The sequence below is a fragment of the Telluria sp. LT2P34 genome (assembly GCF_059685915.1).
Window position 1 is genome coordinate 1 of record NZ_JCASIN010000001.1, and the last position, 25,012, is coordinate 25,012.

Sequence of the window (25,012 nt, forward strand, 5' to 3'; positions counted from 1 at the left end):
TGAACGGGTTGCAATAAACTGGTGGCTGCGACTGTTTAATAAAAACACAGCACTCTGCAAACACGAAAGTGGACGTATAGGGTGTGACGCCTGCCCGGTGCTGGAAGATTAAATGATGGGGTGCAAGCTCTTGATTGAAGTCCCAGTAAACGGCGGCCGTAACTATAACGGTCCTAAGGTAGCGAAATTCCTTGTCGGGTAAGTTCCGACCTGCACGAATGGCGTAACGATGGCCACACTGTCTCCTCCCGAGACTCAGCGAAGTTGAAATGTTTGTGATGATGCAATCTACCCGCGGCTAGACGGAAAGACCCCATGAACCTTTACTGTAGCTTTGCATTGGACTTTGAACCAATCTGTGTAGGATAGGTGGGAGGCTTTGAAGCGGACACGCCAGTGTTCGTGGAGCCATCCTTGAAATACCACCCTGGTTTGTTTGAGGTTCTAACCTTGGTCCGTTATCCGGATCGGGGACAGTGCATGGTAGGCAGTTTGACTGGGGCGGTCTCCTCCTAAAGCGTAACGGAGGAGTTCGAAGGTACGCTAATTACGGTCGGACATCGTGATGATAGTGCAATGGCATAAGCGTGCTTAACTGCGAGACCGACAAGTCGAGCAGGTACGAAAGTAGGACATAGTGATCCGGTGGTTCTGTATGGAAGGGCCATCGCTCAACGGATAAAAGGTACTCTGGGGATAACAGGCTGATTCCTCCCAAGAGTTCATATCGACGGGGGAGTTTGGCACCTCGATGTCGGCTCATCACATCCTGGGGCTGTAGCCGGTCCCAAGGGTATGGCTGTTCGCCATTTAAAGTGGTACGTGAGCTGGGTTTAAAACGTCGTGAGACAGTTTGGTCCCTATCTGCCGTGGGCGTTGGAAATTTGAAGGGGGCTGCTCCTAGTACGAGAGGACCGGAGTGGACGAACCTCTGGTGTACCGGTTGTCACGCCAGTGGCATTGCCGGGTAGCTAAGTTCGGAAGAGATAACCGCTGAAAGCATCTAAGCGGGAAACTTGCCTTGAGATGAGATTTCCCGGAGCCTTGAGCTCCTTGAAGGGTCGTTCGAGACCAGGACGTTGATAGGCTGGGTGTGGAAGTGCAGTAATGCATTAAGCTAACCAGTACTAATTGCCCGTACGGCTTGTCCCTATAACCTTAGCAGGTATGGTTCAAGATTACAGTGTGCTGTTTGTTGATCACACTACCCAAAAAACTTACTTCTTCCAGATTCTGAGCTGCTGTCCATGTGGACAGCAGCTCGTACAAGTCAAGCCTGATGACCATAGCAAGTCGGTCCCACCCCTTCCCATCCCGAACAGGACCGTGAAACGACTTTGCGCCGATGATAGTGCTGCAACCAGTGTGAAAGTAGGTTATCGTCAGGCTAGTTATACGTAGTAGGAAAGAACCCCCACCCGCGATCGTGCAGGTGGGGTTTTTTTTCGTCCGGTGGTTTTTAGCCGTGTCCTTCTGCCAGATGCGATAGTGGTTATGATGGTTCGGTCGCAGGAATCCGGCGCCGGTTCTCATCCCATTGTCGCGCACACCATTGTCGAAAAGGAGGAAATCATCATGTCGACCAACACCGTCGAGCTGCACCGCGTCCTGAAATCCACGCCCGAGCGCGTGTATCGCGCCTTCGTCACGCCTGCGGCCTGGGCGAAATGGCTGCCGCCGCATGGCTTCATCGGCACCGTCCACGAGATGGACGGCCGCGCCGGCGGGCGGTATCGCATGTCGTTCACCAATTTCACCACCGGCCATAACCAGTCCTTCAGCGGCGAATACCTGGAACTCGATCCAGGAAAGCGCCTGCGCTATACGGCCGAGTTCGATGCGCCTGGCTTGCCTGGCAGTATGCAGACCACGGTGACCCTGCGCGAGGTCTTTTGTGGCGTCGAAATCAATATCCGGCAAGAGGGCATTCCTTCACTCATTCCGGCTGAGGCCTGCTATCTAGGCTCGCAGGAATCGCTCGAGCTGCTGACAAAACTGGTCGAGGCGGAAATCGCTGGCTAGGCCCTTGCGCCAGTCTGCGGCGTGAAGATTTCCTTGTCGAGTGTTCACTTTCCGGTGCGTTGATGTCAACATGGGCCTGATCCATAAAAGGGCCCGCTACTCCATGATCATTTCGTCCGCCACAGACTTCCGCGAAGCCGCCCGGCGCAGGCTGCCGCCTTTCCTGTTCCACTATCTCGATGGCGGCGCCGGGGCCGAGCAGACGCTGCGCAGCAATGTCGACGACCTGCAGGCGGTCAAGCTGCGCCAGCGCGTGCTCCGCGGCGCCGAACAGCTCGACCTGGGGGTGGAGTTGTTCGGAGAGCGCTATGCGCTGCCGATCGCCCTGGCGCCGATCGGGCTAGCGGGCATGTATGCGCGCCGCGGCGAGGTGCAGGCCGTGCGCGCGGCTTGCCACCGCAACATTCCTTTTATCCAGTCCACCGTATCGGTCTGCCCGCTGGCGGAAGTGGCGGCCCAGGCTTCGCATCCGGTCTGGTTTCAGCTGTATGTGCTGAAAGACCGCGCCTTCATGCGCGACGTGATGCGGCGCGCCTGGGAACTGGGTTCGACCACGCTGGTGTTCACCGTCGACATGCCTGTGCCTGGAGCACGCTACCGCGATGCGCACGCCGGCATGAGCGGGCCGAACGCCCCGATGCGGCGGATGTTCCAGGCGTTGATGCACCCACGCTGGGCCTGGGACGTGGGCGTGCACGGACGGCCCCACGACCTGGGCAACATCTCGGCCTACCGCGGCGGCGCCACCGGGCTGGCCGATTACATGGGCTGGCTGGGCGAAAATTTCGACCCCGGCATCGCCTGGCCGGACCTGCAATGGATCCGCGACGAGTGGCGTGGAAAGCTGGTGATCAAGGGCATCCTCGACGCGGACGACGCGAGGGATGCGCTCGCCTTCGGGGCAGACGGCATCGTGGTCTCCAACCATGGCGGCCGCCAGCTCGACGGCGCGCTGTCGACGGCGCAGGCGCTGCCGTCGATCGCCGAGGCGGTCAAGGGAAAGATGACGATTTTTGCCGATGGCGGCGTGCGTACCGGTACCGACGTGTTTCGCATGCTGGCCCTCGGCGCCGACAGCGTGCTGATCGGGCGCGCCTTTGTGTATGCGCTGGCCACCTCGGGCCAGGCGGGCGTCGAGCGCTTGCTGGCGATCATGGAAAAGGATATCCGTACCAACATGGTCCTCACCGGCGTGCAGTCGGTGCGCGAGATCGGGCCGCATTTGCTGGCCAGGTGAATGGCCGCCTGACGCCGGCAGAGGCGCGGCGCTTGCCTGTCTCTTGCCCGGCGCCAGGCAGTGACCTGGCGCTTGTCCTGTGATCGCTCAGCGGTTATCGTCCCGTTCATCCGCCTCGCGCTGGCCGTCCCCATGCTCCGGCGTGCGTGCCCGCGGCAGGTGCCAGTCATAGCGCACGGCAGCCATGCGCAAGCCGAAGCACAGCGTCGCCCCGGCAAGGGCGCTGGCCGTGGTGGGCAATTGCAGGGCGTCGCCGGCCACCACCACCGAAGCGCCCGCGAGCGCCGCGATGGCGTAGATGTCGGAGCGAAATACTGCCGGCACGTTCGACAGCAGCACGTCGCGCGCGATGCCGCCGCCGATTCCGGTCAGCATGCCCAGCAGGGCGGCCATGGGCGGCTCCAGGCCGAACACCAGCGCCTTTTGCGCGCCGGCGACGCAAAACAGCGCCAGTCCCACGCTGTCGAAAAACAGCACCGGACTGGTCAGGCGGTTGATGGTCGGGTACCAGAAAAAGATCACGATGCCGGCCAGCAGCGACACTGCGAGGTAGCGCCAGTCGCTGATCGCGGCCGGCGGCGTAGCGCCGATCAGCAGGTCGCGCACGATGCCGCCGGAGTTGGCCGCGACGAAGGATAGCACCAGCACCCCGAAGATATCGAGGCGGCGGCGCGCGCCGGCAGTGGCGCCGCTCAGCGCGAAAACGAAGGTGCCGACCAGGTCGAGCGTGAGCACGAGGGTCTTCATGGCGGCCCCCATGTCGAGGGAGAGAACGGCAAACACGTGAGTACTTTCTGGAAATGGGGCCGAATGGCAGCCATATAAAAAAGAAAGCAGGCCACTGGCCTGCTTCCCGGTCTTGTAAGCCTCTTGAAGCGCTTAATCCTCTTCGTGGAAGGCTTCTTCGCGCTTCTTCCTCAGCGATGGCAGCAACACCACCACCATCGCCGCCACTGCCAGGCCCAGCATCGTGGCGCTGATCGGGCGCTCGATGAAGACCATCGGGTCGCTGCGCGAGAGCAGCAGGGCGCGGCGCAGGTATTCTTCCATCATCGGGCCGATTATGAAGCCCAGCAGCATCGGCGCCGGCTCCGCGCCCAGTTTCGCGCAGATGTAGCCGAACAGGCCGAACAGGGCCATCAGCCAGACGTCGAATTCGCTGTTGTTGAGGCTGAAGACGCCGATCGAGCAGAACATCAGGATCGCCGGATACAGGCGGTGGTAGGGCACCGAAATCATCTTGACCCAGAGGCCGATCATCGGCAGGTTCAGCAGCACCAGGAACAGGTTACCGAACCACATCGACACGATCAGTCCCCAGAACAGCGCCGGCTGCTCGGTCATCACTGCCGGGCCCGGCTGTATGCCCTGGATGATCATCGCGCCGATCATCAGCGCCATCACCGGGTTGGACGGAATGCCGAGCGTGAGCATCGGGATGAAGGAAGTCTGGGCGCCGGCGTTGTTGGCCGCCTCCGGTGCGGCCACGCCCTCGATGGCGCCCTTGCCGAAATTGGCCGAGTTCTTCGATACCTTTTTCTCGATCGAATACGACGCGAACGAGGCCAGCATGGCGCCGCCGCCCGGCAGGATGCCGAGGGCGGAACCGAGGGCGGTGCCGCGCAAGACCGGCGCGATGATGCGCTTGAAGTCTTCCTTGCTGAGCATCAGCCCGGACACTTTCTTCGTCAGCAGGTCGCGCGACTCGTCATGCTCGAGGTTGCGGATGATCTCGCCGATGCCGAACATGCCCATGGCGACGATGACGAAGTTGATGCCGTCGGCAATCTGCGGGAAGTCGAAGGTGTAGCGCGCCTGGCCGGAATTGACGTCGGTGCCGATCAGGCCGAGCAGCAGGCCCAGGATCACCATGCCGATCGCGTTGAGCAGCGAGCCGCTGGCCAGCACCACCGAGGCCACCAGGCCCAGCACCATCAGCGAGAAGTACTCGGCAGGGCCGAACTTGAGCGCCATTTCGGCGAGCGGCGGAGCGAACAGGGCCAGCAGGACGGTGGCGACGGTGCCGGCGAAGAAGGACGCGAGCGCGGCCGTGGCGAGCGCCTTGCCGGCCTGGCCGTTGCGGGCCATGATGTGGCCGTCGATGGCGGTCACCACCGAGGATGACTCTCCCGGCAGGTTGACCAGGATCGCCGTGGTCGAGCCCCCGTACTGGGCGCCGTAATAAATACCCGACAGCATGATCAGCGAAGCGACCGGCGGCAGGCCGAAGGTGGCCGGCAGCAGCATGGCGATGGTGGCGATCGGGCCCAGGCCCGGCAGCACGCCGACGGCGGTGCCGACGAACACGCCGATCAGGCAGTACATCAGGTTGGTGAGGGTAAAGGCCGTTTCCAGGCCCAATCCGAGGTTAGCGAAGATTTCCATGTTTTTTTACTCGACTCCGAACCAGGGACCGAAGATGGCGATCGGCAAGCCCAGCAGCTTGACGAAGAGCACCACGGCGAAGAGGGCCAGACCGACTGCCAGCAGCAGGGTGGCGCCCCAGGTGAATTTTGGACTGGCGTAGGCGCTCATGACGATCAGGACGATGGCGGCGGGCACCAGGCCGGCGCCACGCATCAGGAAGCCGAACAGCAGGACGGCGACGAGGATGAGCGCGAGATTCTTGAGGTGGAACTTGCCGATCGGCTCGCCGGGGCGCAGGAAGGAGCGCACCACGCCGATCAGCCCGACGATCGCGAGCAGCCCGCCGAGGACGCTCGGGAAGTAAGCCGGGCCCATGCGCCCGGCCGTGCCCATCGAATAGTCGAGGCCGACAATGACGGCGGAAAGTCCGAAAAACAGGAAGATGATGCCGATCCAAAAATCTTTTGGATTGCGGATGAATGAAGGCACAGCATGTCCCCTTTGCGGCGGATGTTCTTGTTCATTACGCGCGCCCGCAAACGAGCCGGGCGGCGGAAACTGTAGAGCGACAATAGCAAAGAACGGCGCGACAGCGCGCGCCGTTCGCTCAGGCACTAGTGCCGGTGAGGCACCACTTAGTCGGCGTAGACGCCGGCCTTGGTGATGATCGGCGCCCAGCGCGCGATTTCCGCATCGACGTGTGCCTTCAGCGCGGCCGGGTTGGCGCGGTTAGGCGCGACCGGCTCGGTGCCGAGGTCGGCGAAGCGCTGTACGACCGCCGGATCCTTGAGTGCCACCTGGAGGGCGGAGGCGAGCGTGTCGACCACGGCCTTCGGCGTGCCTTTCGGCGCGTACATGCCGTGCCAGACCGCCACTTCGAAGTTAGGCAGGCCCGATTCGGCCAGGGTCGGCAGGTTCGGCATCGACTTCAGGCGCGTCTTGGTGGTGACGGCATAGGCCTTGATCTTGCCGCCCTTGATCTGGCTGGTGGTGTTGGTGGTCTGGTCGCACATGAAGTCCACCTGGCCGCCGAGCAGGTCGTTCATGGCCGGGCCGGTGCCCTTGTACGGCACGGTGGTCAGGTCGGTGCCGATGGCGGTCATGAACAGCATGCCGCACAGGTGCGAAGCCGAACCGACGCCGGCATTGGCGTAGGTGACCTTGTCCTTGTTGGCTTTCACGTAGGCCAGCAGTTCCTTGACGTCCTTGGCCGGGAAATCGCCACGGGCGACGATGGTCATCGGCACGTCGGTGATCAGGCCGATCGGCTCGAAGGCCTCTTTCGCGTTGTAGGGGAGCTTGCGGTACAGCGAGGGCGCCGTGGCGTGGCCGATGTGGTGCAGGAACAGCGTGTAGCCGTCCGGCGCCGCTTTGGCGACGCGGGCCGCGCCGATGGTGCCGCCGGCGCCGCCGACGTTTTCGATGATGATCTGCTGCTTGAGCTTGGTGCCCATCGATTGCGCCACGAGGCGGGCGACGGTATCGGTCGGGCCGCCGGCGGCGAAAGGCACGATCATGGTGATCGTCTTGGTCGGGTACGACTGGGCGTGGGCGGTAGCGCTGCCGAACAAGGCGAGGCAGGCGGCTGCGCAGGTGAGGGTGAATTTCATGGGTGTCTCCTGTAGATTCTGGTTTTAGGTAGCAGCGGGGTCATGCGATCGGATGGCCGGCCGGCTGTATGCAGCCGGCTGTTCCTGATGCGTTATCCGATATGTACGCAAGAGCGGTTGTACCAGTAAATGGTATGATTTGCAACTAAGGGAAAACCACGATTGTCGGCACCTTGTTCCCGTGCTGTTCCGCTACTTCAGACTGCGTTGCGGCCTGTGAAGTTCGTCCCGAGGCGGCATTCAATCAACCAGAAGGAGGCCGGTATCAACGCCAGCACTCAGCTCATCAATCAACTGACCCACGGCGACATCGACGTCGGCATCAAACTGGCCGATGCCCTCGTGCGCCAGGCCGGCGTGCACCAGGGCGCCCCGATCGCCTATGCCGACCTGCTCACGCTGACGCGCCTGCTGCATCCGAAGGACGCGGCGGTCGACCGCGCGGTGCCGGTCGGGCTCGGCATGAAATTGCGCTTCATCCAGGACTTTTGCCGTGCCACCGGGTTTCCCAACCTGTCCTGCCTGGCGGTCAATCCGGCGAGCATGCGGCCTGGCAAACACTACGAGGGAGACCCTGATGCGGACTTGCGCGCCGTGGCGGCCTTCGACTGGGCCGGCGTCCAGGTCCGGGAGCGCATGGCGGCGTGGGCGCTGGACGCGCGCGCGGCGCTGCCGGCACGCTTCAAGCCGCGCAAGGAAAGGCCGGCCGACGTGACCTGGTATGCCTGGTTTACCGGGCACCGCGAGGCCTGCAAGAGCGTGACGGGCGAGGACAAGAAAGAGATCATCAACCTCCTGATGTCGGGCCTCGACCCGGAAAGCGCGCTGCGCCGCGTCCTGGCGGCGAAAGTCGAATTCGCCGGCACGGCCGTGTAGAACCTCGGCCTTGGCCAGCTATTTGCCCAGCAAACGCAGGCTCTGCTCCCACTTCTCGAGCCAGGGGGACAGGAAATCGTGCGCGCCGAAGGCCCTGGTCAGGCGCCCCAGCGGCACCCGGTAGACCTCGTTCAGACCGAGGGCCAGCGTCACCGGATTCCACAGCGCCTTGTTCTTCGACTGCCTGGCGCTGCCCTTGACCCTTGCGCCGTCGTCGCCAAAAATGCCGCCGCCGCCCGCCAGCGCCGCTTCCAGGTCGATTTTCGCCATGCCGGCAAAGGCGGCCAGGACCTGCTGGCGGTCGATGCCGTGTTTCGACTCGGCCGCGGGCGGTGGCGGCGGCGCAGGTTCGGCCGCGCGCGCCAGCTTTGCCGGCAGGCGCTCGACCTCTTTTTTCAGGAAGCGCAGCTCGTGCAGCGCGCGCCGGAAGCCCGGCGCCGGCAGCGTCGCCGGCAAGCGGTACACGTCTTTCGTGATCGTGATGAGGACGTCCTCGCTGCCGGCGGCAAGCCGCGCGATGTCGCCCTCAAAAAAGATCGGCGCCGCATAGCCGCCGTTGGCCTCGCCGAACAGGTCGGGGTGTGCCGCATCGTAATCGAGCCAGACATACGGGGTCAGGCCCGCTTCAAGCAGGCGCGCCAGCGTCCAGGGGGTGCCGGTTTGCGCCGCCAGCCAGGCGCAGGCCTGCTCGCTGGTGGCGCGGAATGGGAGCTCTGCGGGCGTAGCACCGCTGTTCGTCACTGACATGTCCGTTCTTTCAGCCGGCGCAGTTGCGCGGCCTGGTAAGCGCCAAAGGCATCGTTGAAGAGGCAGCGGATCAGGGGATCGTCGACCAGTTCGCTCGACGCCAGGTCGTGTTCGGTGTCGGGGTCGAAGCGCGTATCGTTGATGCGCATGTACATCGAGGTCAGCGACTCGCCCAGTTCGAGCGCCGCGTACAGTTTGGCCAGCGGCAGTTCGGTGGTCCAGGACAGCGGGCCCGCATCCAAGGCAAGCGCCTCGATGGTATCGCCTTCGATCCGATAGCGGTAGTGCTCGGCCGCGCCGGTGTGGTCGTACACCGTCAACTGCCAGGTGCGCGGCTGCTCGAAATAGCTGTCCTCGGGCAGCTCCATGGCGCGGTATTTCTCGAGCAGGCCGCTTGCGAGGTAGTCGCGTACGCGCGCCGCCTGCGCGCCGCCCAGGGATGGAAAGCGGCGCGCAATCTCGGCCGTCGCGGGCGGCACGGCCTGCGGGTCGTAGCAATAATCGACATCCTGCTCGCCAACCGGCAGCACCCAGGGCAGCGGCTCCCCGCGGCGCAGGCCGGCGCGCTCCAGCGCCACCGACACCCCGGGATTCATGCGTACCACCTCGACCCCCGGCAGCGCCGCCTCGACCTGGCGGCCGAACTGCGCGTAGCTGACCGGGAAAAAGGCCTGGTTGTACCACGACCACGGCTCCTGCAGGAACTGGCAGGAGCTGGGCACGACGTAGCGCGGCTGGAGGAGCGCCAGTTGTTCGATCCAGTCGGCGGGCAGTTCGCCTGGCGCGGGCGTGGCGCGCGAAGGCGAGAGCACCTCGATTTCGCGCATCGTCTGGAAGGGCCACAGCACCATGTCCCAGGGCGCGTGCCGGGCCAGCAGCTCGAGGCCTTCCGGGTCGATCCAGGAATCGACGACGTTGAGCACGTTCAGGCCCGCGGCCGCGACCTGGAACATCGAATCGACGTCAGCGTCGAGCGCCGCGCGCGGCGTGACCACGAACGGTCCTACGGCCACCGGCAGGCCGGTTGCCAGGGAATGGACGTTCACAAAACCGAGTTCGCGCACCATGGCGAACAGTTCCTCGAACAGGCAGTAGATGTGGATCGGCGTCTGCCGGTCGAGCAGGTCGAGGCTCTCGAGCGAGCAATGATCGTCGTGGAAATGCGAAATGAAGACGGCGTCGAAGCGCAACCGCCGGATCTGCGCGTGGTCGAAGCGCACCTCCGGGAAGGCGTGGCAATTGCAGCTGAACGGGTTTTCGAAGATCGGATCGAAGGCGATGCGCGCGTCGCCGCAGGCGAAGACGTAACCGGCGTGGAGGATCCGGGAAATGTGCAGGGTCATGTGTCGGGGGTCCAGTACAGGAGCGGATTATCCCATACTGTTCCCCTGTAGCCGGACTGCGCCAACACTCAGCCCAGCATGCTGTCGTCGCCGCCGCTGTCGAAGCCGTCCCCGCCCAGGCTGTCGCCGCCGCCGTCGCCCGAGAAATCGTGCTCGCTGGCGCTGCTGTCGGCCAGTCCGTTCGCCGTATCGGCTCCCGCATTGTCGCCGCCCAGATTGTCGAGCGGTTCGGTCAGCGAGGAAAAGGCGTTGTCGTTGCCGAGGAAGCCGTTGCCGTCCCGGTTGCCGCCCAACAGGTTGCCGAGGCCCTGGAACAGGAAGGCGCCCGCCGCCACCCCTGCCGCGGTCGAGGCGATGCTGCCTAGCGCACCGCCCATGCCGCCGCTGCGCCCGCCGAAGAAGCCGCTGCGGGCCGGCTGCGCCGGCGCGGACGGGTAGTGCCCCGACGGCTGGTAGCCGCTGCCATTTCCCCAGGCGTTCGGATCGAGAAATTGCGAGGCTGGCCGGCCGGCGCCGCGCATCTGCTGCTTCAAGGCGGCAATCTCGGCCTGGGCATTGTTCAGCGCCTGCTGTTGCAGCAGGGCGCGCTGCACCAGCAGGTAGGCGGCGTCTGGCTGCTGCGCCGCCGCCCTGGCGATCATCGCCTCGGCCTCGGGGTCTTTCGGCACATCGCGGGCCTGGACCAGCTGGTTCAGGAAATCCTGCAGAAGCATGGAATCTTGTGGGCTCATGAAAACCTCCGAATGCTGTTCAAAACAGCATTTTGCACCTTTTGCGGCGCGTTCAGTGCACCAGTTGGGCTTCGAGACGTTCTTCGAAGGCGGCGCGGGTGAGGGCGGGCGCGCAGTGGTAGCTCTGGATGTAGTCGCAGCCGAAAGAGGCCAGCATGTCGCGCTGGGCGGCGGTTTCGACGCCCTCGGCGATGGCCTCGATGCCGAGGCGGTGGGCCAGGTCGATGATGCCTTCGGTCAGCGCCTTGTCGCTGCCGTTGTCGGTCAGGTGGTTGATGAAGGACTTGTCGATCTTCAGGTAGTCGACGTCGAAGTCCTTCAGGTAGGACAGCGACGAGAAACCGGTGCCGAAGTCGTCGATCGAGACCCTGGCGCCGGCATTGTGCACGGCGTCGAGACAGCTCTTGACCTGCTCGGCATCGCTCACCAGCAGGCCTTCGGTGATTTCGATGGTCAGGCTGCCCGGCGGCAGGCCGGCGTTGACCAGTCGATCGAGCCAGGGCAGGGCCCCGCGCCTGTCGAACTGGAGCGGCGACACGTTCACGCTGAGCTCCACCACATAGCCGTAGGCACGGCGCCAGCGCTCGATGCTGGCGATGGCCTCCATCACCACCCACTCGCCGATCTCGTCGATCAGGCCCGCTTCCTCGGCCAGCGGAATGAAGCGCGCCGGGCTGATCATGCCGTGTTCAGGGTGGTCCCAGCGCAGCAGGGCTTCGGCCTTGCGGATCGGGCCTCCGAGCAGGTCGACGATCGGCTGGTAATGCACGTGCAGCTGGCCGCGCCGCAGGGCGGCGCGCAGGTCGTTGGTGAGCGTGAGCTTGCTGCGCGCGCGCGTTTGCAGCGCCGGCGTGAAATACTGGAAGCGCCCGCGCCCCTCGCTTTTCGCGAGATACACGGCGGCTTCGGCATTGCGCACCAGGTCGGCGGCGCTGGCGCCATCGTCCGGATGGACGCTGATGCCGACGCTGGCCGAGACATGGGCCGCGTCGCCCGCGCCGAGGGCGAGCGGGGCGCCGATCGCGCCGATCAGGGCTTCGGCCGTGGTGTCGAGAATGGTGCGCCCGTCGACTTCGGCGACGATCAGGGCGAACATGTTGCTGCCCAGGCGGCCGATGGTCGTGCCGTCGGGCGCGCATCTTTCGATGCGGCGCGCCAGTTCGACCAGCGCGGCGTCGCCTTTGGCGTGGCCAAAGCTGTCGTTGACTTCCTTGAAGCGGTCGAGGTCGAGCAGAAGCACGCCCAGGCCGCGGCCGCCCTCGGCGCCGTGCGCCTTCCTGAGCTCCTGTTCGAGCCGGTCGACGAACAGGCGGCGGTTCGGCAGGCCGGTGAGGGCGTCGAAATTCGTCTGGCGCCAGATCTGCTCGTCCTTGTCCTTTTGTTCGCTGATGTCCTGGAACTGGATGACGTGGCGGTAGATGCGCCGGTCGGGGTGCCGGATCGTGCGCATGTTGACGTACTTGGCGGTGAAGGAGGCGTCGCGGTTGCGGTCCAGGATCTCGCCCTCCCAGTGGTCGTTCGCCTGCAACTCCCGCCAGATGCGCTCGTAGAACCCGGCGTCGTGCATGCTCGACGCAAACAGCGCGGGCCGCGTGCCGAGCACGTCCGGCAGGGCATAACCGGTCTGGCTGGTGAAGGCAGGGTTGGCGTCGACGATCCGGTTGGCCTCGTCGGTGACGACGATCGCTTCCAGGCTGGTCTGGTAGATCAGGTTCGCCATGCGCATCGATTCCTCGAGGTCGCGGCGCTGCGTCACGTCCTGTACGGTGCCGCGCAGCTTGGCCACCTGGCCGCCGCCACTGATCATCTCGAGTTCGACGTCGAAGGCTTCGCCGCGCTGGCGGGCGGCGTCGAGGCTGCGCTGGATCAGGGCGATGTCGCCGGCGCCGTAGCAGCGGGTGCAGGCTTCGGGGGTGAGCGGCTGGCCCGGCGGGATGTCATAGATGCGCGCCAGCTCCGCCGTCCAGTGGAACACCCCTGTACCCAGGTCGATCTCCCAGGCGCCGATCTGGGCCAGCGTGCTCATTTCCGCAAGCAATCGTTCCTGTTCGCGGATGGTCTGCTCCTGCTGGCGCCGTTCGGTAATGTCGCGGGCGACGCCGAGCACGCCGATCACGGTGCCGTCGGCCTGGGTGAGCGGGGTCTTGATGGTTTCGAACACGTAGATGCCCGGGGCGCCGGGCATCTCCTCGGTTTCCTCGAAGGTGACCGCATGTTCGGCGCGCAGCGTGGCCGCGTCGTCGAGCCTGTAGCGCAGCGCCACGGTGGGATCGAACAGGTCTTCGTCGGTGCGCCCGATAACCTCGGACGGCGGCTTGCCGAACAGCGAGGCGGCGCGCGCGTTGCAGGCCAGGTAGACCCCTTGGCGGTCTTTCAGCCAGACCAGGTCAGGACTGTTTTCCAGCAGCGAATGCAGCTGGGCGCGCTCGCGTTCGAGTTCGACCGTGCGCGTGCGCGTGGCCCTCCTGACCGATACCAGCCAGGCGCCGAGCAGCAGCACCAGGCAGCCCAGCACCACCAGCGCCTGCACAAGATGCCGGGCATAGCGGGTAAACACCAGTGGACGCCCCATCCAGCGTTCCTGCAGCGCATCGAGCTCGGCCTGGGTGATCTGCGCCATGCCGCGTTCGACCAGGGTCAGCGTGCTTGCATTGCCCTTGCGCACGCCGCGGCGCAACTGGTCGCGCGCCACCTCGAAGGCTTTTACGTAGCTGCGTTGCAGGCCGAGGCGGTACAGGTGGAAATCGGCCGAGTATTCGTCCATACACAACAGCTTGACGCTCTGGCTGGCGGCGGCGGCAAGGAGGGCGGCGTGGCTGGGGAAAACGCGCACCTTGCCGACCCCCGCAAGCCGCAGTTGTTCGGCGCAGGCGTCGTCGGCCTGGACCGCGACCTCGAAGCCCTTCAGGCTGGCCATGTCGTGGATCGCGCCAAGCGAGGCGTCGGCATAGATGGCCGTGGTCACGCCGGCATACGGCTGCGAGAAATCGAGCCGTGCGGCGCGCTCGGCGGTGCGGAGAATCGGGTCGGCGACGTCGGCGTCGCCACGCTGCAGCACGGCCTGGACCGCGCCCGATTCGGCGCCGATCAGCTCGACCGGCAAGCCGGTCTTTTTCTCCCACAGGCGCCAGACGTCGACCGAATAGCCCTCGAGCTTGCCATCGGCATTGCGGTGTGCGAAGGGTGGATAGCTGGCGTCCATCACGACCCGCAGCGGCGTCGCCGGCGCGGCTGCGGACGGCAGGGACAACAGCAGGCCGGCCGTCAGCAGGCCCGCCGGCAGCAGCGCGGACTGAGCCAACTGAGCCAACTGAGCCAACTGAGCCAACTGAGCCAACTGAGCCAACTGAGCCAACCGCGGCGGCGTCAGCAATCGCCTCAGCCGCACTCGCACGACAATGAACCCCATCCATCATCCCCAATCGCCGGCGCAGGTCATAGGACGCGCGCAGCCAGCATGTTTCAGGAACGATACCATGAAGTCAGCATGCCTTCGCCTCCTGTCCAGGTCGATTGCATATGTATTTCTAAATTGCAACAATCATGCCCGGTGCGGTGCCAAGCGAGGTCTCGTGCGCAATGACGCATGTGCCGGCCAGGGATGCGCATGGCGCTCCGATCAGGCGCGAGCCGCTTTTTTCTGCGCCTGCGTAATCGTCCAGTAATAAATGGTGCGCCCGTCCACGGTTTCGGTCTTCTCGGGCGGCCATTCCGGTCCCATGTCGAAGGCATGCGAGACCACGCGCGAGCCGACTCTCAATTGCTGCCACAGGCGTGGTCGCAGTTTGGTGTTGATCGTCGGTAGCAGGTAGAGGGTCACCACCGAGGCCGAGGACAGGTCGGTCTCGAACAGGTTGGCCACGCGGAAGCTGACCTTGTCGGTCACGCCGGCCTTTTTCGCGTTCTCCTTCGCTTCGGCGATGCGTTCGGGGTCGATGTCGATGCCGGTGCAGCGTGCCCCGTGGGCCTTGGCGGCGGTGACGACGATGCGCCCGTCGCCGCAGCCGAGGTCGAACAGGATGTCGTTCTTGTTGACGCGGGCCAGTTGCAGCATGCGGTCGACCACGTCCTGGGGCGTGGGCACATACGGGACATCGAGGGCCGGTGCGGTGGCGGCGGGCTGGGCCAGCAGCCGCGCTGCCGGAAGCAGGGCCAGGCCGGTCGCGGCGACGCCGAGACCAAGCAGCGTACGGCGGGGTTGGGAAGTCATCGATATTCTCCTTCGGGTGGGTGGGAGGGCGAAAAGGATGATTCGGTCTAGCGGCCCGGTTCGGAGCGCAGCAGCGGCAGCAGCAGCAGGCCGGCGCCGAGCACGGCGACGCCGATCCAGGCGGCGTTCAGGCCGCCGAGCGACTGGCTGTAGACATAGGACAGGCTGGACCACAGCATCCAGCAGCAGGTGGCGCAAAAGACCAGCGGAAGCAGCGGGAACAGGGGCACCTTGAACGGACGCGGCTGGGTTGGCTCGCGCCAGCGCAATACGAACAGCGACAGCCCGGCGAGCAGGAAGAACAGCCAGAACACCGGGGCCGTGAACTCCACCATCGACTTGAAGCCGCTGCCGAAGGCCGCGCCCAGGGCGACCAGCACCAGTGCGGCGACGCCCTGCACCAGCATGGCCGGCGCGGGCGAACCACGCTTCCCGTCCCACTGGCCGAGCCGCCGCAGGCGCGGCCAGTCGCAGCCCATGGCATAGCCGGTGCGTGCGCCGACGATCATGGTGGCGTTGATGGAAGTGAGCGCGGAGACGGCGACGAGGAGCGAAATGACGGTTTCGCCCGGCCGGCCGAGGGTGGCGCGCATGACGTCGGCGACCAGCGCTTCCGAGCCCGCCATCCCGGCGAGCCCGAGGGTTTTCCAGCAGGCCCAGGTCACCAGCAGGTAGAGCGTGGTGATGAGCAGGATCGACAGGGTCAGCGCCTTCACCATGTTGCGGTGTCCATCGCGTACTTCGGCGCTGATGTAGGCCGCTTCGTTCCAGCCGCCATAGGTGAGCAGCACGAAGACCATGGCCATGCCGTAGGACGCCGGGCCGGCGCTGGCGGCGCCGGCGGCGGGGGGCGCGGGCGGCGTGCCCGCAAAGAAGATGGCCGCAGCCGCGATCAGGAGCAAGCCGCCGATTTCGAGCAGTGTCAGCCAGGTCTGGGTCAGGGCGCCGGCGCGGATGCCGCGCAGGTTGAGCAGGGTCAGCAAGACGACCACGCCAAAGGCGTACACGGTGGACCCTGCCGCGCCGGCCATGCCCGGCAGGGGCAGCACCTGCTGCATGTAGTCGCCGAAGACAAAGCCGAGCAGGGCGATGGAGCCGGTGGTAATCACCGCGAAGCGTGCCCAGCCGAACAGGAATGCGACCGCCCGGCCGTAGGCCCGGCGCAGGAAATGGTAGTCGCCGCCGGCGTGGGCGTAGGCCGTGCTCAGTTCGGCGTAGCAGAGGGCGCCGATCAGGGACACCGCGCCGCCGAGGATCCACAGCCCGAACATCGCGCTCGCGCTGCCGCTCAGCCCGGCCACGATCGAGGGCGCCTTGAAGATGCCGGCGCCGATGACGACGCCGACAATGACGGCAACCGCTTCGCGCAGGCCGAGGGTCGGCTGGGGTATCGATCCCGGGGATGAGGCTGCAATGCGTTCTGCTTCGGTAGCATCCATGATGGCCACGTTGAGATGAAGCGATTGCGTAACACGCCAGGTCCACCGGCTTGTTGCAGCATAGCGGGCAGAGCAGCGCGAATGAAAGCCTAGCATGGCCATGGGCCAATCGGCGTTCGTTACTGCGCCGAAACCCTGAAGTAGTCCACGTCCAGATTCGACGCTGCGGAGCCCGGATTGGTTCCCACGCTGAACAGGCCGATTTGCGCGCCGACCCAACGGCCCTTGCTGGCGCTGAAGGGCGCACCGACGGAAACGAAGTGCTTGTCGTCGAGGCTGTAGGCAAACTGCGCAAGGGCGCCCGGCGCCATCGTCATGCGCAGGCTGAGCAGGGCCGGGGCCGCCGGCAGCACGACCATGGCGTTTTCCTTGCACGGCCCCGCGCCTTGAATGCAGCCGCTGTAGACGAGCTCGAGGGCGCCCTTCGATTTGCGCAGGCCGAGCCAGGCATACTCGAGGCCGTTGAGGATCAGGCCGGCACGGTCGCCCTCGTGCGCATCGACAAGCTCGACGCGGGTGTCGACCGCGAAGCTGGGCGCCGGCAGCTTCTGGGCCAGGATCGACGGCGCCTGGCGGACCTTGTCCATGGCCATTGCCTGGGTATGCAGGCGCAGCTTGCCCGGCCGCGCGCTCAGCGAATACCAGCGCGGGCCTGGGTTGGCGTTCCACTGCCATTGCAGGCCCAGGCGTGCCGAGTCGAATTCGTCGGAGGTGGCGGGAACGCGGACCGGGGCGCCGGCCACCGGCTTGGAATGCGCCGGCACCGGCTGGCCGCTCCCGGCGCGCGGGCCGGGTTCGCCGATCAGGGGCCAATCGTCGAGCCAGCGCATCGGCTGCAAGTGCACCACGCGGCCATAGGCGCCCTTGTCCTGGAAATGCAGGAACCAGTCGCGCCCGTCCTGGCCGCGTATCCAGGCGCCCTGGTGGGGGCCATTGATGGCGGTCGCGCCCTGGTCCATGACGGTGCGCACTTCATACGGCCCGTCGATCGTGCGCGAACGAAACACGGCTTGCCAGCCGTGCTCGACGCCGCCGGCCGGGGCGAACACATAGTAAAAGCCATTGGCTTTGTAGAATTTCGGGCCTTCCAGGGTGCGGTAGCCCGCAATCCGGTTGCCGTCGATGAGGATGCGGCCTGTATCGTCGAGCATGCGGCTGGCGTCGGGCGCCATGCTGCGCAAGGTCAGCACGTTGTTGAAGCCGGCGCGGCTCCTGGCCCAGCCGTGCAGTAGCCAGGCCCGGCCGTCGTCGTCCCACAGCGGCGTCGGATCGATGATTCCCTTGCCGGGCAACAGCAGCCGCGGCGTGCTCCAGGGACCGCTGAATCGTTCGGCGGTGATGACATAGATGCCGTAGTCCGGGTCCGGATAGAAGATCCAGAACTTGCCCTGGTGGTAGCGCAGGCAGGGCGCCCAGACCCCCTCGCCATGGCGGGCGGTGGCGAAGCGATCGGCCGGCGCCAGGCTCGGGAGCGCGTGGCCGACCAGCTCCCAGTTGACCAGGTCGAGCGAACTGAGCAAGGGCAAGCCCGGGGCCGCGTTGAAACTTGAGGAGGTCATGTAATACCGGTCGCCGACGCGAATGGCGTCCGGGTCGGAATAGTCGGCGTGCAGGACCGGGTTGCGGTAGCGGCCATCGCCCAGGTCGGCGACCCAGGGCGCTGTGGAAGGCGCCCTGGAAGGCGCGGACTGGCAGCCCGCGAGGGCAAGCGCCAGCAGGCCGATCGCGGCCGGGCGGAGAAGGCGCGGCATGAGGCTCTCCGCCCTCACCATCAACCCTTGACCAGCTCGCCGTCGCGGATGCGATGCAGGCCCAGCGGATTGGCGTCCTGCAGCGCTTCCGGCAGCAGCCAGCCCGGTAAATCCTGGTAGCTGACCGGGCGCAGGAAACGGTCGATCGCGCCGGCGCCGACCGAGGTCGAGCGGCTGTCGGATGTCGCCGGGAAGGGGCCGCCGTGCACCATCGCATGCGACACTTCGACGCCGGTCGGGTAGGCGTTGATCAGCACGCGGCCGGCCTTGCGCTCGAGCGCCGGGAGCAGCGCCAGGGCGGCATCGCGGTCGCTTTCGTTCAGGAACATGGTCGCGGTCAGCTGGCCGTCGAGGTGCTCGGCGATGTCCCTGAACTGCGCCAGGCTGCTGCATCGCACGATGAGCGAGGCGGCGCCGAAGATCTCGTCTTCCAGCGCCGGGTTGGCGAGGAAATTGGCGGCGTCGGTCTCGAATAGCGCGGCCTGGCCGGCGCAGGCCGTGGCGCCGCTCCGGCCGCGCGCGACGGTCGTGACGCCGTTTTCGCGGCCGAGCTTTTCCACGCCGCTGTTGTAGGCCTGGTGGATGCCGGGCGTCAGCATGGTGCTGCCGACCTGGGCTTGCAGGGCGCTCGCGGCGGCGCTGCGGAAGGTGTCCAGGTCGGCGCCTTCGACGGCGACCACCAGGCCCGGATTGGTGCAGAACTGACCCGAGCCCATCACCAGCGACCCGATGAAGCCGGCGCCGATCTGTGCCGCGCGCTCGGCCATCGCGCCCGGCAACAGGAACAGCGGGTTGATGCTGCTCATTTCCGCGTAGACGGGAATGGGTTCCTCGCGGGCGGCGGCGGCGCGTACCAGTGCCAGGCCGCCCTGGCGCGAGCCGGTGAAGCCGACCGCCTTGATCGCCGGATGACCGACCAGCGCCTGGCCGATGGTGCGGCCGTCGCCATGCAGCAGCGAGAACACGCCCTCCGGCAGGCCACTGGCCGCAACAGCGGCCTGCACCGCCTTGCCGACCAGTTCCGAGGTGCCGGGATGTGCGCCGTGCGCCTTGACCACGACTGGGCAGCCGGCGGCCAGTGCCGCGGCGGTATCGCCGCCAGCGACCGAAAAGGCGAGCGGGAAGTTACTGGCGCCGAAGACGGCGACCGGTCCGAGGCCGATCTTGCGTAGGCGCAGGTCGGGACGCGGCGGCGTGCGCTCGGGCAGCGCCGAATCCAGCGCGGCAGAAAGGAAGCGGCCGTCGCGCACGACTTTCGCGAACAGGCGCAGCTGGTTCACGGTGCGGCCACGCTCGCCCTCCAGGCGCGCTTGCGGCAGGCCCGATTCCTGCATGGCGCGCTCGATCAGCTGCGGACCGAGGTCGACGATGTTCTGGGCGACCAGTTCGAGGAAGGCGGCGCGGCTTTCCAGGCTGGTGTTGCGGAAGCTGTCGAAGGCTTGCCAGGCGAGGGCGCAGGCGGCGTCGACGTCGTCCACGGTGCCGGCGCCGAAGCCCGGTTCGATCTGCTCGCCGCTGGCCGGATTGACCGCGCGAAAAGCGGCACCGCTGCCCTTGCTGGTGGCGCTGCCGATCAGCAGTTCGCCCTGGATGGTGATGGTCATGGTGGTCCTTTTCGCTTACTGTGGGCCGAGCTTGGCCATCAGGGCGGCAAGCTGCTCGACTTCCTGCGGCGCCAGGTCCACCAGCGGCGTGCGCACCGGGCCGGCGCTGTAGCCGGCGATGGTGGCGCCTGCCTTGACGATGCTGACCGCATAACCGGCCTTCTTGTTGCGGATGTCGAGGTAAGGCAGGAAGAAGTCGTCGATCAGGCGGCCCTGGGTCGTGAAGTCGTCGGTACGGACCGCTTCGTAGAATTCGATCGCGGTCTTCGGGATGAAGTTGAAGACGGCCGACGAATACACCGGCACGCCCAGCGCCTTGTAGGCCGCCGCATACACTTCCGCGGTCGGCAGGCCGCCGAGATAAGTAAAGCGGTCGCCGAGCTTGCGGCGGATGCTGACCATCGATTCGATTTCGCCGATACCGTCCTTGAAACCGATCAGGTTCGGGCAGCGGTCGGCCAGCTTCTGGAGCGATTCGGCATTGAGCTTGCAGCGGTCGCGGTTGTAGACGACGACGCCGAACTTCACCGACGCGCAGACGGCGGCGACGTGCTCGACCAGGCCATCCTGGCTCGCTTCGGTCAGGTAATGCGGCATCAGAAGGATGCCGTGGGCGCCCAGGCGCTCGGCTTCCTGCGCATACTTGATCGCCATGCGGGTCGGGCCGCCGGCGCCGGCCAGGATAGGCACCTTGCCGCGGCAGGTGTCGACCGCCACCTTCACCACCTGCGTATAGTCTTCCGGCGTCAGCGAAAAGAATTCGCCCGTGCCGCCGGCCACGAACAGCGCCGTCGCACCATAGGGCGCAAGCCATTCGAGACGACGCACATAGCCTCTCGGCTCGAAGTCGCCCTGGGCGTCGAAGTCGGTGATCGGAAAGGAGAGCAGGCCGGAAGAGAGGATCTGCTTGACGTCTTGTGGAGTGAACATGGTCGCTTGCCTTGAAGGTGGGGGGTGAAGGGGGAACTGTCCGCTAGTTATCAGTCATCGTACAACATAAGAAATGCACTGGCAAGTGGTCTGGCCAGTTTAAATTGGCGCAACTGGTATGCTTGGCATCTACCTTCCGGAGTTCCCATGACCACACCCCATCCGCAATTCGACCGATTGATCGACGCCGCCCGCCTGGTAGGCCCGGTCCGGGTCGCCGTCGCCCATCCCTGCGACCGTTCCTCGCTGGAAGCGGCGCTCGACGCCTTCAAGATCGGCCTGATCCTGCCGGTGCTGGTGGGACCGCGTTCGCGCATCCTGCGCGCCGCTGACGAGGCAAACCTCGACATCGCGATGTTTGAAATTGTCGACACGCCGCACAGCCATGCCTCCGCCGCCCGGGGAGTGGAACTGGTGCGGGCCGGACAGGCCGACGCGCTGATGAAGGGCAGCCTCCACACCGACGAACTGATGGGCGCCGTCGTCGACGCCGTCGCCGGCCTGCGCACCGCACGCCGCCTGAGCCACTGCTTCGTGATGGAGGTGCCCGGCCGCAGCGAACCCCTGATCATCACCGACGCGGCGGTAAACATCATCCCGACCCTGGCCGACAAGGTCGACATCGTCCAGAACGCGATCGACCTGGCCCATGTGCTGGGCTTCGAGGAAGTGCGGGTCGCGATCCTGGCGGCGGTGGAAACCGTCAATCCCAAAATGCCCGCCACCATCGATGCCGCGGCGCTGTGCAAGATGGCGGACCGGGGGCAGATCACCGGCGCCGTAATCGATGGCCCGCTGGCGATGGACAACGCCATCGACCCCGAGGCTGCCGCCATCAAGAACCTGGTGTCGCCGGTGGCCGGCCGCGCCAACGTGCTGGTCGCGCCCGACCTCGAGGCGGGCAACATGCTGGCGAAGAGCCTGAGCTTCATGGCCGGCGCCGGCGCGGCCGGGATCGTGCTGGGGGCGCGGGTGCCGATCATCCTCGCCAGCCGCGCCGATTCGGTGGCCACCCGGCTCGCCTCCTGTGCGGTGGCGGTGCTGGTCGCGCACCGCAAGCTGGCCGGCCAGCGCCTGCTCGGCGGCTGAACCATGGGCGCTCCCGACAAGGTGCTGGTCCTGAATACCGGCTCGTCGAGCATCAAGTTTTCGCTGTTCGGGGGCGATGCGCCGGATTTGATTCTCAAGGGGCGCATCGAGAACCTGTTCAGCGGCCCGACCCGCTTCCTGGTGCAGGACGGCGCGGGCCGCCCGGTGCACGAACAGGCCTGGCCGGACGCGCTCGATCATGCGGCGGGCATGCGCGCGCTGCTTGGCTTTCTTGATACCCGCGCCGAAGGCCAGGGCCTGCGCGCCGTCGGGCACCGCATCGTCCATGGCGGCGCCTTGTACAGCGGCCCCCAGCTGCTGGACGAAAGCGTGCTGGCGGCGCTCGATGAACTGGTGCCGCTGGCGCCGCTGCACCTGCCGCACAACCTGGCGGCAGTCCGCGCCGCCATCGAGATGGCGCCCGGAATCCCCCAGGTCGGCTGCTTCGATACGGCGTTCCACCGTGCCCAGCCGGAGCTTGCGCAGGCGTTCGCCTTGCCGCCCGAGATTACGGAACGCGGCGTCCGCCGCTACGGCTTCCATGGCCTTTCGTATGAATACATTGCCAGCCGCTTGCCGCAGCTTGACCCGGCGCTGGCCGGCGCCAGGGTCGTGGCGGCCCATCTCGGCAACGGCGCCAGCATGTGCGCGATGCATGGCGGGCGCAGTGTCGCCAGCACGATGGGATTCACGGCGGTGGACGGCTTGCCGATGGGGACGCGCAGCGGCGCGGTCGACCCCGGGGTGGTGCTCTACCTGATCGACCAGCTCGGGATGGACGTGGCGGCGGTCCAGGATCTGCTCTACCTGCGCTCCGGCTTGCTGGGCGTATCCGGAATCTCGTCGGACATGCGCGAACTGGAAGCGAGCGCATCGCCGCGGGCGCAGCTGGCGATCGACCTGATGGTCTACCGCATCGGGCGCGAACTCGGTTCGCTGGCGGCCGCTTTGAAAGGCATCGACGCGCTGGTGTTTTCGGGCGGGATCGGCGAAAACAGCGTGGCCCTGCGCGCCGCGGTCTGCCGCGACGCCGGCTGGCTCGGGGTGGAACTCGACCCGCAGGCCAACGCCGGGCCACCCGGCGGCGTGGTGCGCATCAGCACGCCCGCCAGCAGGGTCTCGGTGTGGGCGGTGCCGGCCAACGAAGAACTGATGATCGCGCGCCACACCCTGGACATCCTGAAGTCGGCTTGATGTTCCAGGCGCCTCAGGTCGACAGCAGCGTGTTCACCACCTTGCCGCCGATCGTCACATTGGTCAGCTTCACGTTTTTCACGTTGTAGGTGTACCAGGGCTGGGCCGCGTTCACCGGCGTGCCGAAATCGCAGTCGGTGATCGTCACGTCCCGGATCGGCAGGATGGTGGCCGGCTGCTCGCCGTTGTAGTCGTAGGCCACGGGCCCGAGCAGCAGCAGCGCCTGGAAGCAGGAGAAGGCGCCATCCTTCGTTTTCACGTTGCCGACCTTGACGTTCGAGATGTGGATGTTCTCGACGACCGGCGGGCGGGTGCGCACGTTGTCGGCGTTCGGGTCGTAGTCGCAGTCGATCGTGACCACCGCACCGGCCGACGAACCCACCGACTTTTGCGGAATCGGCGAGCCGGGCAGGGGTTTGTAGTAGCCGGGTTTGAGGTTGACGCCATTCGGGATCGAGACATTGCGCACGTAGAAGTGACGCAGGAAACCGCCGCGGTTCATGTTGGTCTTCATGCGGATAGCGGTGTTGAGCGGGTCGCTGGCCCAGTTCGCGTTGCGGAACTCGATGTTCTGCGCATACACGTACTGGATCCCGCCCGACATCTCGCTGCCCAGGGTCACGCCGCCGTGGCCGCTGTTCATGATGCAGTTCTGGATCACCACGTTCTGGGTCGGGCCGAACTGGATGTCCTTGTTCTTGCCGGCCTTGATCGCGATGCAGTCGTCGCCGCTATTGAAGGTGCAGCCGTCCACCAGCACGGTATTGCAGGCTTCCGGGTCGAAGCCGTCGCTGTTCGGACCCAGGCTGTCCAGGCGCACATTGCGGAACTCGACCTTCGTGCAGTTGACCGGGTGGTGCAGCCAGAAGGGCGCGTGGTTGATCTGGTAGCCCTGCATCAGCACATTCGTGCAGCCGATGAATTCGACCATGCAGGGGCGCAGGTAATGGCCGCGGCCGAACACACGCCTGGCCACGGGGACGCCCGCTTCCGACAGCGTCGGCAGGAAGACTTCATCGGTACGCCAGCGGTCGCTCGTGCCTTCCATCAGCGCGACCTGGGCGGCAGTCAAGCCTGGGACGATGGCCTTGATGGAAGTGGGCGTGCGCGGGTTGACGACAGTCTGCGCCTGGTTCTGGTTGGGGCCCGGTTTGCGCTTGCCCTTCCAGTCCCACCAGGTGTCGCCATTGGGCTGCGGGACGCCGCCCTGGCCGTCGAGGATACTGGTCCAGTCGTCGCCGGTGAGGGCGATGTTGGTCTGGTTGTAGGCATACACCATTGGCGAATAGTTCAGGCAGTCGTTGCTCTGCCAGCGCGACAGCACCAGTTTCCCGTTCGGGCCGCAATCGAAGTCGCCGTATCTGGCGAAATCGTCGGGATCGTTGCTGAAATAGACGTGGGCGCCCCTGGCCAGGTGCAGGTTGACGTTCGATTTCAGCACGATCGGGCCCTTCACCAGCCAGTTACCCGCCGGGATCAGCACGCGACCGCCGCCGGCCCCGCTGCAGGCGGCGATCGCATCGCGGATGGCGGCGTAGCAGTCCGCGGCGCCGGCGACGGGAGTGCTGACCTGGCCTTCCTCGTGGTGGGCGACATAGCCTTTCACCATTCGTGCCTGGCAGGCCGTGGCGCCGTAGGCGGTAATGACAAAGTCCTGCTTGCGAAAAACCAGCGGGCGGCTGAACTGCCTGACGATACCGTCGGCGCGGCCCCAGGCGTTGCCGCTTGGGCCGGCACCGGTCGAGGCGCAGCCGACGGCGCCGGCACCGACGCCGATGCCCGCCGCCGTCGCGGTTGCGGCGCGCAGCAGCGAGCGGCGTTTCGGGTTGATGTGCTTGACGATTTGCTTGACTGCCATGCTG

At 65.8% G+C, this 25,012-nt stretch carries 19 protein-coding genes and 2 rRNA genes; 7 read left to right on the plus strand and 14 right to left on the minus strand.

Annotation, left to right across the window (positions count from 1 at the left end):
• The 4 genes from AC56KZ_RS00005 to lldD all read left to right on the plus strand — a co-directional run.
• Positions 1–1,152, plus strand: a 23S ribosomal RNA gene (locus AC56KZ_RS00005); the annotation flags it as partial.
• A gap of 123 nt (positions 1,153–1,275) precedes the next feature.
• Positions 1,276–1,388: ribosomal RNA gene (gene rrf / locus AC56KZ_RS00010) — 5S ribosomal RNA — on the plus strand.
• A gap of 187 nt (positions 1,389–1,575) precedes the next feature.
• Positions 1,576–2,022, plus strand: a complete 447-nt coding sequence (locus tag AC56KZ_RS00015; RefSeq protein WP_497160081.1) for an SRPBCC family protein — start codon at positions 1,576–1,578, stop codon at positions 2,020–2,022.
• Positions 2,023–2,125: 103 nt separating this feature from the next.
• Positions 2,126–3,259, plus strand: coding sequence for an FMN-dependent L-lactate dehydrogenase LldD (gene lldD / locus AC56KZ_RS00020; protein ID WP_497160082.1), 1,134 nt, complete (start codon positions 2,126–2,128; stop codon positions 3,257–3,259).
• Positions 3,260–3,346: 87 nt separating this feature from the next.
• Here the strand turns inward: lldD and AC56KZ_RS00025 are convergent, their stop codons facing one another.
• The 4 genes from AC56KZ_RS00025 to AC56KZ_RS00040 all read right to left on the minus strand — a co-directional run bounded on the left by AC56KZ_RS00025 (position 3,347) and on the right by AC56KZ_RS00040 (position 7,236).
• Positions 3,347–4,042, minus strand: coding sequence for a trimeric intracellular cation channel family protein (locus AC56KZ_RS00025; RefSeq protein WP_497160083.1), 696 nt, complete (start codon positions 4,040–4,042; stop codon positions 3,347–3,349).
• 96 nt (positions 4,043–4,138) lie between these two features.
• Positions 4,139–5,644 carry a tripartite tricarboxylate transporter permease gene (locus AC56KZ_RS00030; protein ID WP_497160084.1) on the minus strand — a complete coding sequence of 502 codons (1,506 nt, stop codon included), beginning with the start codon at positions 5,642–5,644 and terminating at the stop codon, positions 4,139–4,141.
• Between the two features lie 6 nt (positions 5,645–5,650).
• Positions 5,651–6,115, minus strand: a complete 465-nt coding sequence (locus AC56KZ_RS00035) for a tripartite tricarboxylate transporter TctB family protein (RefSeq protein ID WP_497160085.1) — start codon at positions 6,113–6,115, stop codon at positions 5,651–5,653.
• A gap of 146 nt (positions 6,116–6,261) precedes the next feature.
• Positions 6,262–7,236: a tripartite tricarboxylate transporter substrate binding protein BugD gene (locus AC56KZ_RS00040; RefSeq protein ID WP_497160086.1), complete on the minus strand. Its 975-nt coding sequence runs from the start codon at positions 7,234–7,236 to the stop codon at positions 6,262–6,264.
• Between the two features lie 216 nt (positions 7,237–7,452).
• On the opposite strand from AC56KZ_RS00040, the gene AC56KZ_RS00045 reads away from it, so the two are divergent.
• A complete protein-coding gene (locus tag AC56KZ_RS00045) occupies positions 7,453–8,112 on the plus strand; it encodes a hypothetical protein (protein WP_497160087.1) in 660 nt (219 codons plus the stop codon).
• A gap of 18 nt (positions 8,113–8,130) precedes the next feature.
• Here the strand turns inward: AC56KZ_RS00045 and AC56KZ_RS00050 are convergent, their stop codons facing one another.
• The 9 genes from AC56KZ_RS00050 to kdgD form a co-directional block, all read right to left on the minus strand.
• Entirely contained in the window at positions 8,131–8,859 is a 729-nt protein-coding gene (locus tag AC56KZ_RS00050) for a hypothetical protein (RefSeq protein WP_497160088.1), read from the minus strand.
• Positions 8,850–10,202 carry an MBL fold metallo-hydrolase gene (locus tag AC56KZ_RS00055; protein ID WP_497160089.1) on the minus strand — a complete coding sequence of 451 codons (1,353 nt, stop codon included), beginning with the start codon at positions 10,200–10,202 and terminating at the stop codon, positions 8,850–8,852. The genes AC56KZ_RS00050 and AC56KZ_RS00055 overlap by 10 nt, the downstream gene beginning before the upstream one ends.
• Before the next feature lie 68 nt (positions 10,203–10,270).
• Positions 10,271–10,933 carry a DUF2076 domain-containing protein gene (locus AC56KZ_RS00060; RefSeq protein ID WP_497160090.1) on the minus strand — a complete coding sequence of 221 codons (663 nt, stop codon included), beginning with the start codon at positions 10,931–10,933 and terminating at the stop codon, positions 10,271–10,273.
• A gap of 52 nt (positions 10,934–10,985) precedes the next feature.
• Entirely contained in the window at positions 10,986–14,234 is a 3,249-nt protein-coding gene (locus AC56KZ_RS00065; protein ID WP_497160091.1) for an EAL domain-containing protein, read from the minus strand.
• Between the two features lie 318 nt (positions 14,235–14,552).
• A complete protein-coding gene (locus AC56KZ_RS00070; RefSeq protein WP_497160092.1) occupies positions 14,553–15,143 on the minus strand; it encodes an SAM-dependent methyltransferase in 591 nt (196 codons plus the stop codon).
• 47 nt (positions 15,144–15,190) lie between these two features.
• Positions 15,191–16,582 (minus strand): APC family permease, encoded by a 1,392-nt coding sequence (locus AC56KZ_RS00075; protein WP_497160093.1) that lies wholly within the window; start codon positions 16,580–16,582, stop codon positions 15,191–15,193.
• Positions 16,583–16,701: 119 nt separating this feature from the next.
• The gene (locus tag AC56KZ_RS00080; RefSeq protein WP_497160094.1) at positions 16,702–18,333 is read right to left on the minus strand and encodes a glycoside hydrolase family 43 protein; all 1,632 of its coding nucleotides are present in this window, start codon (positions 18,331–18,333) and stop codon (positions 16,702–16,704) included.
• Between the two features lie 20 nt (positions 18,334–18,353).
• Positions 18,354–19,937, minus strand: coding sequence for an aldehyde dehydrogenase (NADP(+)) (locus AC56KZ_RS00085; protein ID WP_497160095.1), 1,584 nt, complete (start codon positions 19,935–19,937; stop codon positions 18,354–18,356).
• 15 nt (positions 19,938–19,952) lie between these two features.
• Positions 19,953–20,867, minus strand: a complete 915-nt coding sequence (gene kdgD, locus AC56KZ_RS00090) for a 5-dehydro-4-deoxyglucarate dehydratase (protein ID WP_497160096.1) — start codon at positions 20,865–20,867, stop codon at positions 19,953–19,955.
• 147 nt (positions 20,868–21,014) lie between these two features.
• Here kdgD and AC56KZ_RS00095 point away from each other — a divergent pair, with 147 nt between their 5' ends.
• Positions 21,015–21,956, plus strand: coding sequence for a phosphate acetyltransferase (locus AC56KZ_RS00095; protein WP_497160097.1), 942 nt, complete (start codon positions 21,015–21,017; stop codon positions 21,954–21,956).
• Positions 21,957–21,959: 3 nt separating this feature from the next.
• Positions 21,960–23,150 carry an acetate/propionate family kinase gene (locus AC56KZ_RS00100; RefSeq protein ID WP_497160098.1) on the plus strand — a complete coding sequence of 397 codons (1,191 nt, stop codon included), beginning with the start codon at positions 21,960–21,962 and terminating at the stop codon, positions 23,148–23,150.
• A gap of 13 nt (positions 23,151–23,163) precedes the next feature.
• Here the strand turns inward: AC56KZ_RS00100 and AC56KZ_RS00105 are convergent, their stop codons facing one another.
• A complete protein-coding gene (locus AC56KZ_RS00105) occupies positions 23,164–25,008 on the minus strand; it encodes a glycoside hydrolase family 28 protein (protein ID WP_497160099.1) in 1,845 nt (614 codons plus the stop codon).
• Positions 25,009–25,012: the final 4 nt, after the last annotated feature.